Here is a 14,033-nt window from a genome sequence, read left to right as displayed (position 1 = left end):
TCAACGCCCACAAGCAGTGGCGCGGCATCGCAACCCGCTACGACAAACTCGCCGTCACCTACCGCGGCGGCGTCGTCCTACGAGCCATCACCATCTGGCTCAAGACTTAGGAGACGCGCCCTAGTTGACGCGTCGATACTCGGTGTCATAATTAGGAGTAGATGGACTCCATGGAAGACGCCACGACTAGCAACGATATCGACCTTTCACGGGCACCTCTTGGGGTGAAGGTAGCGTCGGCGCTCGCCAAGGCGGTTGCAGCGAGCGATGACCGAGTTGAGCGCCACTATCTTGAGGTCAAGAGCGACCTCAATCTCACCCAGAAGAATGACATCGCGAAGATCGCAAAGTTCATTCTTGGAGCGGCGAATCGTCTGCCCAGCGTCGCTAGTTCTGCCTTTGAGGGCTACGGCGTCATGGTCATCGGGGTTGCATCCGGGGACGTTCGAGGCGTGCCGCCCGTCGAGGTCTTGGAACTTGATCAGACGATCAGCAGGTACATCGGAACGTCCGGTCCTCGGTGGGATGTCGTCCGCGTACCAGTGCCTGAATCGACCAACGAGGTTTTGGTTGTCGTGGTCGATCCTCCACGAGATGGCCAGGATCCGTTTCCGTGCAGGAAGGAGGGCGAGAAGCTCTTCGATGGACGAATCTACGTGCGTGCGGATGGTGCAACTCGCGAGGCGAAGGCCGAGGAGCTCGAACTTCTTATTGAACGCGGCAGGACCCAGTTGCCTGAGGTGAACTTTGAGGTCGAGATCGTGGGCGTCGTGCACCCCGTCGAAATTGACGAGTCTCGGACGCTCGACGCGTACATCGCAACTGAAACCCGGCGGCTTCTCGATGCGCTTCCAGGAGCAGCGCCGTCGACGGACTCGCTGTACCTCTCGGGCGCGTTGCACCAAGCGCTACGGATGTCACAGCCAGCTCATTCCGCGATGGGGGCCGCGAGCAGCTTCATGACGGAGCCTGAAAGCCGGACCGAAGAAGAGTATCGAAACTCAATTTCGCAGTGGGAGGACCGAGTCCGGGCCGCGTGGAGAGCGTCGCTCGACGATCTCGCTGGCTACGTCCTGGACGGCGTTTCCGTTCGTGTCTCAAATGCAGCGAAGGTCTTCTTGCACGACGTTGAGGTCAAGGTTCACCTAGCCGGGCAAGTTCGGGGGATCGGTTGGAGAGAGGGATCCCATCAGTATTCCGACGTGAGTCTGAGGTTGCCTTCAACTCCACGCGAATGGGGCCCACGAGCACGTTCATACTCGGTCAGTCCGGTGCTGGCGGGCGCAAGTCGACTTGATTCCGCGAACTTCAGTGCTTATCGGTCGCCACTCGATTGGGACAACTCCGGCTCCATCGATATGACCCTCGAAGTTGGGGAACTCAGACCTAAACAGGTCTACAACTTTGATGACGATGAGCTTGTCCTTGTGCTCCCGGGCGATGACACCCAGGACGTGCGCGGCACGTGGGAAATCACTGCTCGAGACCACAATGAGATCTACGCCGGCGAACTGTCAGTTGCAGTCGGGGACGTGGTTGACCTAACCGACTCAGTTCGCAAGCTACTCAGTCTTGACTAATCCAGGTTGAGCTACGTGAGTCTTTGTCCGTGCTTGCGAACCGGTATGTCCGCTTGCTTCAATATGCTGAGCACGGTGCTCTTGCCGGTGCCGAACTCCTCGGCGGTTTGAAGAGCGCTGACATTGCCTTGTTCGTAGCGACTGATGATCTGCTGACGAAGCTTCTCGGTGATGCGTCGCCTGCTCGACGCTGGGTGCCTCGTTGAGCGAGCGGAATGTGAATCTGCCGAGCTTCGGGTGTTGAGATTGACCCTGGTCAGCACTACCAAATGAAGGCCCCTGACCAGCAGAGATGCCGGTCAGGGGCATTTCGCATGTCCTCGGTCGAGGGCCTGGTTGACGCGTCGTTGATCATCTGGCTCGGGCGGGGCGTTCACCGTGATGCCCGGCGTTGGCTAGGCTTCTGGTCAGCATCGCGTGTCGGTGGCGGACAGCGTCAGGCATGGAGGTGCCAGACCTGAAGGACGGCCATGGCCACCTCAGATCATCACCGGATCACCGCTTGGCATCGCGAGTTGAGCCAAGTGCACGAACGTCTCAGGACGAGCGTTGGCATCGCACGAGACGCGATCGACGACGATCCTCACGACATCGAACTGGGTCGCGACCTCTTGTTGTACTGCTGGGGGTTCTGCCAGGCCCTCGACGGGCACCATCGCAGTGAGGACACTGCGCTGTTCCCCATGTTGCTCGACATCGACCCGGGCCTGGCCGAGGTCGTGGCCACTCTCAAACGCGACCACAGCATGTTGAATCACCTGATCGGTGCGATGCAACAGGCACTGCAACGCCACGAGTCGGCCGACCAGCTGCACCGGCACCTCGATGGCATCGAAGCGGTCATGCAGACGCACTTCGGCTACGAGGAGCGACAGTTGCGTGGAGTGCTCGAGCGGCTGGATCCCGGCGACGTAGGTGTGGCCAGGCTGCTCGGTCCGCTGGCCTGAGCCGGGTTGCTCAGGATCGCCCAGTGGCGGCCAGCGTCTCCGCGAGGAGGTCGAGCCCCTCGGTCAGCAGCTCGTCGCTGATCGCGAGCGGGGGCAGGAAGCGCAGGACGTTGCCGTACGTGCCGCAGGTCAGCACGATCAGCCCCTGCTGGTGAGCGGCGGTGGCCACGGCCTTGGTGAGGTCGGGATCGGGGTCGGTCGTGCCCTTCTTGACCAGCTCGACGGCGATCATGGCGCCTCGACCGCGGACGTCCCCGATGCGGCTGTCGTCGGCCTGGAGCCGGTGGAGCCGATCGAGCATGAGGGTGCCGATGTCCTGGGCACGCTCGATGAGGTTCTCGGCGCGGATGGTCTCCAGCGTGGCGAGGGCAGCGGCGCACGCGAGCGGGTTTCCGCCGTACGTGCCGCCGAGTCCGCCTGCATGTGGGGCGTCGACCATCTCGGCGCGCCCGGTGACGGCAGCGAGGGGGAGTCCGCCGGCGATGCCCTTGGCGGTGACGATCAGGTCGGGGACGACGTCCTCGTGCTCGCAGGCGAACAGGGCGCCGGTGCGGGCGAAACCGGTCTGCACCTCGTCGGCGATGAACACGACGTTGTTCGCGGTGCACCACTCGACAAGTGCGGGCAGGAAGCCGGGTGCGGGAACGACGAAGCCGCCCTCGCCCTGGATCGGCTCGATGACGAGGGCTGCGAGGTTGCTGGCGCCGACCTGCTTCTCGATCTGGTCAATCGCCCGCGCGGCAGCCTGCTCGCCGTCCATGGCCTTGTCGTCGCGGTACGGGTACGACATCGGGGCGCGGTAGACCTCGGGAGCAAAGGGGCCGAAGCCGTCCTTGTAGGGCATGTTCTTGGCCGTCAGGGCCATCGTGAGGTTGGTCCGACCGTGATAGGCGTGGTCGAAGGCGACGACGGCGTCCTTCTTGGTGTACGCCCGCGCGATCTTGACGGCGTTCTCAACCGCCTCGGCGCCGGAGTTGAACAGCACCGACCGCTTCAGGTGGTCGCCGGGGGTGATGGCGTTGAGCGCCTCGGCGACGGCGACGTAGCCCTCGTACGGCGTGACCATGAAGCACGTGTGGGTGAACGCCTCGACCTGGGCGCGCACGGCCTCGACGACGCGGGGCGCGCTGTTGCCGATCGAGGTCACGGCGATCCCGGACCCGAAGTCGATCAACGAGTTGCCGTCGATGTCCTTGACGATGCCGCCACCGGCCTCTGCCGCGAAGACCGGCATGGTCGTGCCGACCCCTTGGGCCACGGCCGCGGTCTTGCGCTCCATCAGCTCGATGGACCGCGGTCCGGGGATGGCGGTCACGAGCTCGCGGTGCTGGGGGAGGTCTGCGGACACGGTGGGGCTCCTTGGTGGTGTGTCACCATGCTCCGCTCCACGACCTATGCTGTCCAATGCTAGTTTCGAACTGTACATATGCACAGGAGGCATAGTTGTGGAGCTGCGGACCCTGCGCTACTTCGTCGCCGCCGCCGATGCCGGCTCGGTCAATGCGGCAGCGCCTCTGGTGCACGTGACGCAACCGGCCATCTCGCGCCAGCTGGCCCAGCTGCAGGCCGAGCTGGGCGTTGCCCTGTTCGACACCCGCGGCGCCCGATCGACCCTGACGGCAGCGGGGCGACAGTTCCTGCCCATCGCCCGCGACCTGCTGGTCCGGGCCGACAAGGCGCGCGAGGCTGCTGCGAGCTTCGCGGCCGGGGCGCTGCAGACCGTGGCGATCTCGGCCCCGGCGACCACGCTCAGTGACGTGGTCGCACCGTTCCTCGCGACCTGGGGGCCGGACGACCCCATCCCCACCGTCGTGGAGCCCGCCACGTCGGACGCCTCGTCGGCCCTGCTGGCCGGGGCGGACCTGGCCATCGTGACCGAGGAGCCCGGTACCGGCGAGGTCTGGATCGCGATCGCCGAGCTGCCGATCTGGGTCTACGTCCGAGCCGACCACCCCTGGGCTGAGCGGCGCTCGGTGCGCGTGCAGGACCTGGTCGACGTGGACGTCATCGCCATGACGCCTCAGTTCAAGCCGCGCAAGATCCTCGACGGTGCACTCGCCGAGGCCGGCCTGTCGATCCCTCACCTGATGGAGAGCGCCGATGCCCAGGTGGCCCAGGCCCTCGCCGCAGCGGGGCGAGGGGTCGCGATCGTGTCGGACGATCCGCGGTTCGGTCTCGTGCCCCTGCATCTGGAGGACGATCGCGGTCCGGTCCGGATCCAGCTCTTCGCGGCCTGGGACCGGGGCCACCACGCGCACGAGACCCTGGCCGAGGTGGCCGACCGGCTCAGGATCTTCTGCCAGCAGCGGTATGCGCCGGACCTGTCCTGAGGGGAGGCCTCGCTACGATGACCGTGGCGTTCCATCCAGCACCACCAGGAGTCCTGACGTCATGTCGCACCGCATCAGTCCGCAGCATCGCATCACCCTCGTCGTCGTCCTCGCAGCGGTGGCCGTCCTCGCGAGCATCGTCGTCTACGAGGTGCTCAAGCAGCCCGAGCCGTCCAGTGCTGCGCCGACCGGCGCTCTCGTGCGCGCCGACAGCCACCGCCTCGGCGAGGCCGAGGACGACAACGTCACGCTCGTGGAGTTCTTGGACTTCGAGTGCGAGGCCTGCCGGGCCGCCTACCCGTTCGTGGAGGACCTGCGCGAGACCTACGACGGCCAGGTCACCTTCGTGGTGCGGTACTTCCCGATCGACAGCCACGTCAACGCCCGCAACGCGGCGCACGCGGTCGAGGCGGCGTCGCGTCAGGGCAGGTTCGAGGGCATGTACGCCCAGATGTACGAGACGCAGGCCCAGTGGGGCGAGCGCCAGGAATCCCAGGCCGTACTGTTCCGCGGTTTCGCCCAGGATCTGGGCCTCGACATGGCTCAGTTCAATGCCGACGTGGACAGTCCAGAGGTGGCCGAACGGGTGCAGCGGGACGTCGACGACGGTCTGGCGCTGGGGGTCTCGGGCACCCCGACGTTCTTCCTGGACGGAGAGATCCTTCAACCCGACACCACCGAGGAGTTCACCGACGCCATCGATGCCGCACTGGCGAGGTAGAGCGGCACGTCCCGCTCCACCGAGGCTGCCAGCGCTCCCGACTCGACCGCGGTCCCGTATTCTCGCCGCATGGCGGGCCAGCGCAACGTCGTCCTCATCGAGGACTGCCTGAAGGCGATCTTCTCGGTCGGCGAGTGGGACCCCCGGGCCCGGACCAACGGCGACGTGGCCGCGAGACTCGGAGTGTCCGCGTCGACGACATCGGAGCTGGTCCGACAGCTGGTGGCGGACGGTCTCGTTGATCACGAGCCGTACGGCCCGGTCCAGCTGACCGATGCCGGACTGGCGCAGGCGCTGCAGATGGTGCGCCGTCACCGGCTCCTGGAGACCTACCTGGTCACCGGACTCGGCTACTCGTGGGACGAGGTCCACGACGAGGCCGAGGTCCTCGAGCACGCGGTGTCGGACCTGATGCTGCGGCGGATTGACTCCACCCTGGGCCACCCGTGGCGCGATCCACACGGTGACGCGATCCCGACCCCCGACGGTGTCCTGCACCTTCCGGCCGCGCGGCCCCTGGCCGGTATGGAGCCGGGTGAGGGCGGTTTCGTCGCCCGCATCCTCGACGAGGACCCGGCGCTGCTGCGATGGTTCGACGACATGGGAGTGGCGCTCGACGTGCGTCTGGTGGTCGAGGGACACCGACCCTTCGGTGGTGCGCTCGCGGTGCGGCTGGGTGAGGGCGACCAGGCCGTGGACCTGGGCATCCAGGCTGCCAGCTCGTTGTGGATCGCCGACGATGCTCCGCTGCCCGGTGTCGACGACCCGTTCGTGTGCCGGTACGCCACCTGCCAACACCTCGGCCCGGGATCGACTGCCTAGCTCTAGCCGCAGGTTCCGCTGGTCGAAAGTTCCGATGACCGAACTCTGGTGTTGGCGGCGCTGTCTTGGCCATCTAATCGCCACTGCCTAGCGTCGTGCGGGTGGTTCACATCATCTTGCTCGTCGTCTGCGCCGTGGCGATCTACTTCTCGTGCGAGTGGTTCGTCAACGCCATCGAGTGGCTCGGCGTGCGCCTGAAGGTCGGCGGCGTGGCCGTCGGCACGATCCTCGCGGCGGCAGGCACTGCGCTGCCCGAATCGGTCGTCACTCTCATGGCTGTCCTGTTCGGCAGCGAGGAGAGCGGCGACGACATCGCCGTCGGCGCCGCGATGGGCGGACCGCTGGTGGTCGGCACCATCGCCTACGCCGTGACAGGCGCGATGCTCCTGGTGCGCCACCGCGCCAGGACCAAGCAGGCGATCGCCGCCGGCACCTACGACGCGCAGTCCACCGACGCAGAATCGACCGGCTCGGCGTCGCCCAGCCGGGACCTTCGCATCACCGACGGGATCGACACCGCGCGCCTGGCGCGCGACCAGGTGTGGTTCCTGAGTGCCTTCGTGTTCAAGGTTGCCCTCGGACTCGTCGCCTTCGCGATCAAGCCGTGGCTCGGTCTGATCTTCCTCGTCGTGTACGGCATCTACTTCTACCGCGAGATGTCCGGCGACGGCGAGGATGCCTCGGCCGAGGGACTCGATCCACTCAAGCTGACCCCGCGGAGCGCCAACCCGTCGGCGGTGGCCGTCTGGGCCCAGACGATTGGTGCGCTGGTCGTGATCTTCGGGGCATCGCAGGTGTTCGTCCGTCAGCTCGAGTGGGCTGGTCCGGCGCTCGGTCTGCCGGCCGTCGTGGTCGCGCTGCTGCTGTCTCCCATCGCGACCGAGCTGCCCGAGGTGATGAACGCGATCATCTGGGTGCGGCAGGGCAAGGCGAACCTGGCGCTGGGCAACATCTCCGGCGCGATGATGATCCAGGCGACCGTCCCCTCGGCGATCGGCATCGGCTTGACGCCGTGGAGGTTCGACACCCCACTTCTGCTGGCCGGCATCGCGACGCTGGCCTCCGTCACCTACCTGTGGTGGGTCCTGCGGCGGCACACCTTCACGGCAAGCAAGCTGCTGGTTGCCGGCGGCTTCTACGTGGCCTTTGCCGTGGGGCTCGTCCTGACCGTGTGACCGAAGCTCTAGGAGCGGACGAGTCGGGCGATGGCCGCCGAGGCCTCCTTGATCTTGGCGTCGGCCTCGTCGCCGCCCGCGCGCACCGCGTCGGTGACGCAGTGCTGCAGGTGCTCCTCCAGGAGCGCGAGCGCGACCGCCTCGAGGGCTCGGGTCGCCGCGGAGATCTGGGTGAGCACGTCGATGCAGTAGGTCTCCTCCTCGACCATGCGGTGCAGTCCGCGCACCTGGCCCTCGACGCGACGCAGGCGCTTGAGATGGGCGGTCTTGTGGTCGATGTAGCCGGGCACGGTGTCAGCCATGAGCAGATGATGTCATCTCGGGTAGAGGGTCAGAGGTGTTGGTGGCGCAGGCGCAGGGCGTTGCCGATGACGCTGACCGACGACAGTGCCATGGCGGCCGCCGAGATCATGGGGGAGAGCAGCAGCCCGAACGTCGGGTACAGCACGCCGGCCGCGATCGGGATGCCCGCGGCGTTGTAGACGAACGCGAAGACCAGGTTCTGGCGGATGTTGCTCATCGTCTTCTCGGAGAGCTGTCGGGCGCGCACGATGCCCATCAGGTCGCCCCCGAGCAGGGTGATGCCAGCGCTCTCCATCGCCACGTCCGTGCCCGATCCCATGGCCAGGCCGACGTCGGCCGCGGCGAGGGCCGGCGCATCGTTGACTCCGTCGCCCGCCATGGCCACGACGCGGCCCTCGCTGCGCAGCGCCGTGACGATGTCGCTCTTGTGGTCCGGGAGCACCTGCGCCTCGACGCGATCGATGCCGAGCTGACGTCCGATCGCCTCGGCCGTGACGCGGTTGTCGCCGGTGAGCATGACGACCTCGACGCCCTCGGCGCGCAGCGCGGCCAGGGCGTCTGCGGTGGTCGCCTTGAGTGGATCGGCGATGGCGAAGATGCCGCCCAGGTGGCCGTCGATGCCGAGATGGATGACAGTTGCGCCGTCGGTGCGCAGCTGATCGGCCTCCACGTCGAGATCAGCGGTGTCGATTCCGTGGGAGGCCAAGAAGTTCGCGCTGCCCAGGACGACGTCGTGGCCCTCGACGGTTCCCTGTGCACCACGGCCCACGGGGGAGTCGAAGTCCTGCACGTCGGGGATGGCGATCGCCTCGGCGTGCGCGGCCTCGACGATGGCGAGTCCCAAAGGATGCTCGGAGGCACGTTCGACTCCGGCCGCAAGGCGCAGGTTCTCCGTCGCGTCGAAGCCTGCGGCTGGCACCGTGCTGGTGACCGAGGGCCGGCCCTCGGTCAGGGTGCCGGTCTTGTCGACGACGAGGGTGTCGACCTTCTCCATGACCTCGAGCGACTCGGCGTTCTTGACGAGCACACCGAGGTCGGCGCCGCGCCCGACGCCGACCATGATCGACATGGGCGTGGCGAGCCCGAGTGCGCACGGGCAGGCGATGATCAGCACGGCCACGGCCGCGATGAGGGCATGGGGCAGCCGCGGCTCGGGCCCGGCCAGCGCCCAGACCACGAACGCGACGACAGCGACGGCCAGGACGATGGGGACGAAGAGGCCGGCGACGCGGTCGGCCACGCGCTGGATCGGTGCGCGGGAGCGCTGGGCGTCGGCGACCATGGCCACGATCTGGGCCAGCATCGTGTCGCGGCCGATCTTCTCGGCGCGCATGACCAGTCCGCCGCTGGAGTTGATGGTGCCGCCGATGACAGCGTCGCCGGTCGTCTTGGTGACGGGCATCGACTCGCCGGTGACCAAGGACTCGTCGACGGTCGAGCGCCCGTCCTCGACGGTGCCGTCGACCGGGACTCGCTCGCCGGGTCGGACCCGCAGTCGGTCGTCGATCTGCACGTCCTCCAGGCCGATCTCCTCGTCCGTGCCGTCGGCGTTCACGCGAATGGCCGTCTTGGGGGTCAGGTCGAGCAGCGCGCGGATGGCACCTGAGGTCTGGTCACGGGCGCGCAGCTCCAGCACCTGTCCTAGGAGCACCAGCACGGTGATCACGGCGGCGGCCTCGAAGTAGACGTCGACCGTCCCGCTCGCCATGCCGTCGCTCTCGCGGAAGGAGTCCGGGAAGATGCCCGGGGCCACGGTGGCGATGACGCTGTAGACCCAGGCGACACCGGTGCCGAGCGCGATGAGCGTGAACATGTTCAGGTTGCGGGTTCGGACCGAGGCCCATCCGCGAACGAAGAACGGCCATCCGGCCCACAGCACCACCGGGGTGGCCAGCACGAGCTGGATCCACACCGAGGTCGAGGACGGAACCAGGTCGTGCACCCAGGAGAAGAGATGCCCCCCCATCTCCAGGAGGAACACGGGAAGCGTCAGCGCCAGGCCGAACCAGAACCGGCGCGTCATGTCGACGAGCTCGGCATTGGGGCCGGCGTCCGCGGTGATGAGGACCGGCTCGAGCGCCATGCCGCAGATCGGACACGATCCGGCACCGGCCTGGCGGATCTCCGGGTGCATCGGGCAGGTGTACTCGGCGATGTCGGACGGGTCCATCTCGTCGGGACGACTCGTCGGTTCCCCGACGTACTGCTCGGGATCTGTCGCGAACTTCGCCTGACAGTGCTCGGAGCAGAAGTGATGGGTCGTGCCGTCATGTTCAGCGTGCAGGGGTCCGGACGGGTCCACGGTCATGCCGCACACGGGATCGGTGTGAGTGCTCATGTGACCACTGTACGTTACCCCTGGGGGGTATCCAAACCCGACCCTGTCGGGTCAGTAACCGTCGAAGATGTCGATGCGAATGTCGTCGTGATCCACGCCCATCGTGTCCAGCAGGGCCTCGGTGGACTCGATCATCCCCTCGGGTCCGGCGATGAAGTAGTGGTGCGCGTCGACGGAGATGATGTCGCGCAGCGCGGCCTCCCGTTTCTTGCGTGACAGCCCCTTGGTCACCAGGTGGTGGACCACGACATCATCGAGCTCGCGCTGCCACGCGTCGAGCTCCTCGGCGAACAAGAAGGCGTCGGTCTGGTTCAGGTAGACCAGCTGCACCGATCCCGAGCCGTTGGTGTCCCGCATCTGCTTGATCATGCTGCGAAAGGGCGCCACGCCCACGCCGCCAGCGATAAGGACGCTGTCGCGGTGCTCGGCGAGGTGGAACTCGTAGTCATTGCCGTAGGCAGTGATGCGGGCGGTGTCGCCCGGAGCGGACCCGGCCAGGGCACGCTTGAACTCGCTGAGACCCTCCTTGAACGTGATCATCAGGTCAGGCTCGGTGGGCGCGGAGGACAGCGAGTACGTCCGGCCGCCGCGCAGCTCGACCCCCAACGCCAGGTCGACCCAGTCACCGGGCTCGTAGTCGAATCCGCGCGGCCGCTCGTAGATCACGCTGAGGTGCTGGGGCGTCTCGGCCCGCACCTGCTTGACGGTCAGCTCGAGATCGACGTACTGATGCGGCACCGGGCCAGCCTCGCACAGCGTGTGCCGGGACCTTCGGGAGCGATCATCGGGACGTCTGGCCGCCGAGGCGATCCGCTGCGTGGCCTAGTGTGGAGGAGAGCCGGCGACTTCTTGCTGGACACCGAATGGAGTCACCCATGATCGAGCTCGACGGCGGCGTTCTCGCGGCGCACGACGGATCCGCGAACGCCCAGCGGGCGCTCGACGATGCAGTACGCCTCGCCGCCGCGCTCCAGACCCATGTGACGGTCGTGCGTGCCTGGGCGATTGCCACCGCACCGCGGCCGCGCACGGCGTCTCCCGGCTACGTCCCGCCGTTGGAGGACTTCGCCGCATCGACGCTCGAGGCGCTCGACGCGGACGTCGCCGACCTGCGTGCGGCCCACCCACAGGTGCGGATCGACACCGCGGTGACCCATGGCAATGCGGCGGAGCAGCTGATCGCGGCCTCGGAGTCCGCGGACCTGATCGTGGTGGGTCGTCGTGGCCGGGGCGGGTTCGCGCAGCTGGTGCTCGGATCGGTCAGCGATCAGGTCGTCCGACACGCGCAGTGCCCCGTCCTGGTGGTCAATCCGGACACCAGGCTCGCGGCGTCACCGCAGGCCCCGCGCGAGTCCGAGCTGGATGCTGCGCTGGCCAGCGAGCTCAAGCTCGACCGGTAGGAGATCGCTGCACGAGTCCCGGGTGACGTCCTACGCCGTCGCTCCCAGCAGCTCGTCGGGTGGAACCGGACCGACGCCGACGTCGCAGGCGAAGAACAGACGGTGGCTGGAGAACGGCGCGGACACCAGGTGTGCGTGCAGTTCGCGCAGCCATCGCTGGTCGAGGCGGGTGAGGGTCGCCGGACCGGGGCGAGCCTTCATGACGGCCACCGAGCCGTCGGGCGCCTGGAGGTCTATGACCTCGGCGAGCCGCTCCACCATGCTGGCCAGCAGCGCGCCCTCGGGCTCACCGCCGATCTCGGCGTCGTAGATCTGGATGATGGTGGGTGTGATGGTGCCGTCAACTTCGATGACGAGGATGAAGATCTGCGGGGCGCTGTAGCCGAAGCCACCGTCGATGACGGTCCAGGCCGCGGTGAGGTCCTCGAGGGTTCGGATGGGTTTCAGGGGTGTCTGCATGACGTCAGCCTCGGCCGATGTGAACTGCGTCGCTGCTGGCTGTCCACAGGTCCGGGGTCCATGATGGATCGATGACTGCCGCAACCGATGCGCTGCGCGACGCGCGTGACCTTCTGCTGGACCTGCGCACCTCCTACGAGGAGGCCGTCCGAACCTTCCGATGGCCCGACGTGGGGGACCGGTTCAACTTTGCGCACGACTGGTTCGATCCGTTCGCCCGAGGCAACGACCAGTCGGCACTGGTGATCAGCGAGACCGACGGCACACGCAGCTCGTTCACCTTCGACGACATGGCGACACGTTCTGACCAGGTCGCGAAGCTGCTCGCCGAGCAGGGCGTCGAGGCCGGAACGAGCGTCATCGTGATGCTGGGCAACCAGGTGGAGCTGTGGGACACGATGCTCGCGGTGATCAAGCTGGGTGCCGTGGTGATGCCCACCACGACCGCCGTGGGCACGGCCGACCTGATCGACCGCATGGAGCGTGGGGCGGCTGGTGCCGTGGTCTGCGCGGCCGCTGACACGGACAAGTTCGACGCGGTGCCCGGGGCATACGCGCGCATCTGCGTCGCGACCGATGCCGCCGCACCGGACAGTTGGGTGCGCTACGAGGACGCATTCGACGCCGAGGCGGTGCCGGTTCCTCATCCGCACAACGCCAGCGACGACCGGGTCCTGCTGTACTTCACCAGCGGCACGACGAACCGGCCCAAGCTGGTCGAGCACACTCACACGACCTACCCCGTGGGCCACTTGTCGACGATGTACTGGCTGGGACTGCAGCCGGGCGATGTCCACCTGAACATCTCGAGCCCGGGATGGGCCAAGCACGCCTGGTCGAACTTCTTCGCTCCGTGGTTGGCCGAGGCCACGGTGTTCGTCTACAACTACACGCGCTTCGACCCGGCCGCGTTGGTCGAGCAGCTCGAGCGCGAGTCCGTCACCACGTTCTGTGGACCGCCAACGGTCTGGCGCATGCTGATCACGTCCGACCTCGGTGCCAGGCCGACCGCTCTGCGGGAGGCGATCGGTGCTGGGGAACCCCTCAATCCCGAGGTGATCAGCCAGGTCGAGCGGGCGTGGGGGCTGACCATCCGTGATGGATTCGGCCAGACCGAGATGACGGCCGCCGTCGCGAACTGCCCGGGGCAACCGGTCAAGGCCGGATCGATGGGTCGGCCTCTGCCGGGGGTTCCGGTCGTCCTGGTCGATCCGGTGTCAGGCGTCGTGATCGATGGTCCCGGCGAGGGAGAGATCTGCTTGGATCTCGACCATCGTCCGTACACCCTGATGACCGGTTACCGGGGCGATGACGAACGCAACGCAGCAGCGATGGCTGGTGGTTTCTACCACACTGGGGACGTCGCGGAACGCGATGTCGAGGGCTACATCACCTACGTCGGTCGGACCGATGACGTCTTCAAGGCCAGTGACTACAAGGTGAGCCCGTTCGAGCTCGAGTCGGTGCTGATCGAGCACCCGGCCGTCGCGGAGGCCGCGATCGTGCCGGCGCCCGACGAGGTTCGACTGGCGGTCCCGAAGGCGTACGTCGTGGTGGCGCCCGGGTACGAGGCCAACGCCGAGACGGCCGCCTCGATCCTGTCCTACGCGCGCGAGCACCTGCCGCCCTACCTGCGCGTGCGTCGCCTCGAGTTCGCGGATCTGCCCAAGACCATCTCGGGCAAGATCCGACGCGTCGAGCTGCGCGAGCGCGAGATCGAGATCTCGGCAGCGCGCGTCGAGGGGGAGTACCGGGATAGCGACGGTCGAGATCAGTAGCGACGGGCCCGGTCGAGATCAGTAGCGACGGGCCCGGTAGCGCTCCGCGATCGGGCCATCGGCCCGGGTTAACATGGTGCAGCGACCGGGGGGCGCCACACGGACTGCGTCATGCAGCACCGGTGGAGTTCGTTATCTACTCTGTTTCGACGATCGATGGGCCGGGAGTGCACGATTTCG

The 14,033-nt window shown here is 67.0% G+C and carries 13 protein-coding genes and 1 pseudogene; 9 read left to right on the top strand and 5 right to left on the bottom strand.

What is annotated here, in order from left to right; genetic code table 11:
* The 3 genes and pseudogenes from ACHAA3_RS16085 to ACHAA3_RS16075 form a co-directional block, all read left to right on the top strand.
* Positions 1-110 (top strand): annotated as a pseudogene (locus ACHAA3_RS16085) (IS5/IS1182 family transposase); the annotation flags it as partial.
* A 51-nt stretch (positions 111-161) separates the two neighbouring features.
* Positions 162-1,580: an ATP-binding protein gene (locus ACHAA3_RS16080; protein WP_435710101.1), complete on the top strand. Its 1,419-nt coding sequence runs from the start codon at positions 162-164 to the stop codon at positions 1,578-1,580.
* 524 nt (positions 1,581-2,104) lie between these two features.
* Positions 2,105-2,527, top strand: a complete 423-nt coding sequence (locus ACHAA3_RS16075; RefSeq protein WP_435710102.1) for a hemerythrin domain-containing protein — start codon at positions 2,105-2,107, stop codon at positions 2,525-2,527.
* 10 nt (positions 2,528-2,537) lie between these two features.
* Here ACHAA3_RS16075 and gabT read toward each other — a convergent pair whose 3' ends face one another.
* Complete coding sequence (gene gabT / locus ACHAA3_RS16070; RefSeq protein WP_435710100.1) at positions 2,538-3,875, bottom strand: 4-aminobutyrate--2-oxoglutarate transaminase; 1,338 nt, start codon at positions 3,873-3,875, stop codon at positions 2,538-2,540.
* A gap of 97 nt (positions 3,876-3,972) precedes the next feature.
* Between gabT and ACHAA3_RS16065 the strand changes: the two genes are divergently transcribed.
* From ACHAA3_RS16065 to ACHAA3_RS16050, 4 genes are all read left to right on the top strand, one after another.
* Positions 3,973-4,857: a LysR family transcriptional regulator gene (locus ACHAA3_RS16065; protein ID WP_435710099.1), complete on the top strand. Its 885-nt coding sequence runs from the start codon at positions 3,973-3,975 to the stop codon at positions 4,855-4,857.
* Between the two features lie 61 nt (positions 4,858-4,918).
* A complete protein-coding gene (locus tag ACHAA3_RS16060; RefSeq protein WP_435710098.1) occupies positions 4,919-5,578 on the top strand; it encodes a DsbA family protein in 660 nt (219 codons plus the stop codon).
* 69 nt (positions 5,579-5,647) lie between these two features.
* A complete protein-coding gene (locus ACHAA3_RS16055) occupies positions 5,648-6,400 on the top strand; it encodes a metal-dependent transcriptional regulator (protein WP_435710097.1) in 753 nt (250 codons plus the stop codon).
* 101 nt (positions 6,401-6,501) lie between these two features.
* Positions 6,502-7,575 carry a sodium:calcium antiporter gene (locus ACHAA3_RS16050; protein WP_435710096.1) on the top strand — a complete coding sequence of 358 codons (1,074 nt, stop codon included), beginning with the start codon at positions 6,502-6,504 and terminating at the stop codon, positions 7,573-7,575.
* An 8-nt stretch (positions 7,576-7,583) separates the two neighbouring features.
* On the opposite strand, the gene ACHAA3_RS16045 is transcribed toward ACHAA3_RS16050, so the two are convergent.
* From ACHAA3_RS16045 to ACHAA3_RS16035, 3 genes are read right to left on the bottom strand one after another with little or no spacing between them, the layout of a single operon-like run.
* Positions 7,584-7,877, bottom strand: coding sequence for a metal-sensitive transcriptional regulator (locus ACHAA3_RS16045; protein ID WP_435710095.1), 294 nt, complete (start codon positions 7,875-7,877; stop codon positions 7,584-7,586).
* 29 nt (positions 7,878-7,906) lie between these two features.
* Positions 7,907-10,216 carry a heavy metal translocating P-type ATPase gene (locus ACHAA3_RS16040; RefSeq protein ID WP_435710094.1) on the bottom strand — a complete coding sequence of 770 codons (2,310 nt, stop codon included), beginning with the start codon at positions 10,214-10,216 and terminating at the stop codon, positions 7,907-7,909.
* A 51-nt stretch (positions 10,217-10,267) separates the two neighbouring features.
* Positions 10,268-10,954, bottom strand: coding sequence for a ferredoxin--NADP reductase (locus ACHAA3_RS16035; RefSeq protein WP_435710093.1), 687 nt, complete (start codon positions 10,952-10,954; stop codon positions 10,268-10,270).
* Positions 10,955-11,091: 137 nt separating this feature from the next.
* On the opposite strand from ACHAA3_RS16035, the gene ACHAA3_RS16030 reads away from it, so the two are divergent.
* Positions 11,092-11,616 (top strand): universal stress protein, encoded by a 525-nt coding sequence (locus ACHAA3_RS16030; protein ID WP_435710092.1) that lies wholly within the window; start codon positions 11,092-11,094, stop codon positions 11,614-11,616.
* Positions 11,617-11,646: 30 nt separating this feature from the next.
* Here the strand turns inward: ACHAA3_RS16030 and ACHAA3_RS16025 are convergent, their stop codons facing one another.
* Positions 11,647-12,075, bottom strand: coding sequence for a hypothetical protein (locus tag ACHAA3_RS16025; protein WP_435710091.1), 429 nt, complete (start codon positions 12,073-12,075; stop codon positions 11,647-11,649).
* 71 nt (positions 12,076-12,146) lie between these two features.
* Between ACHAA3_RS16025 and ACHAA3_RS16020 the strand changes: the two genes are divergently transcribed.
* Positions 12,147-13,853 carry an AMP-binding protein gene (locus tag ACHAA3_RS16020; RefSeq protein WP_435710090.1) on the top strand — a complete coding sequence of 569 codons (1,707 nt, stop codon included), beginning with the start codon at positions 12,147-12,149 and terminating at the stop codon, positions 13,851-13,853.
* Positions 13,854-14,033 lie beyond the last annotated feature (180 nt).

Source organism: Aeromicrobium sp. CF3.5 (assembly GCF_051262695.1).
Lineage (GTDB): Bacteria > Actinomycetota > Actinomycetes > Propionibacteriales > Nocardioidaceae > Aeromicrobium.
Note: the sequence above shows the minus strand (reverse complement) of the source record. Positions and strands in the feature narration are given on the sequence as shown.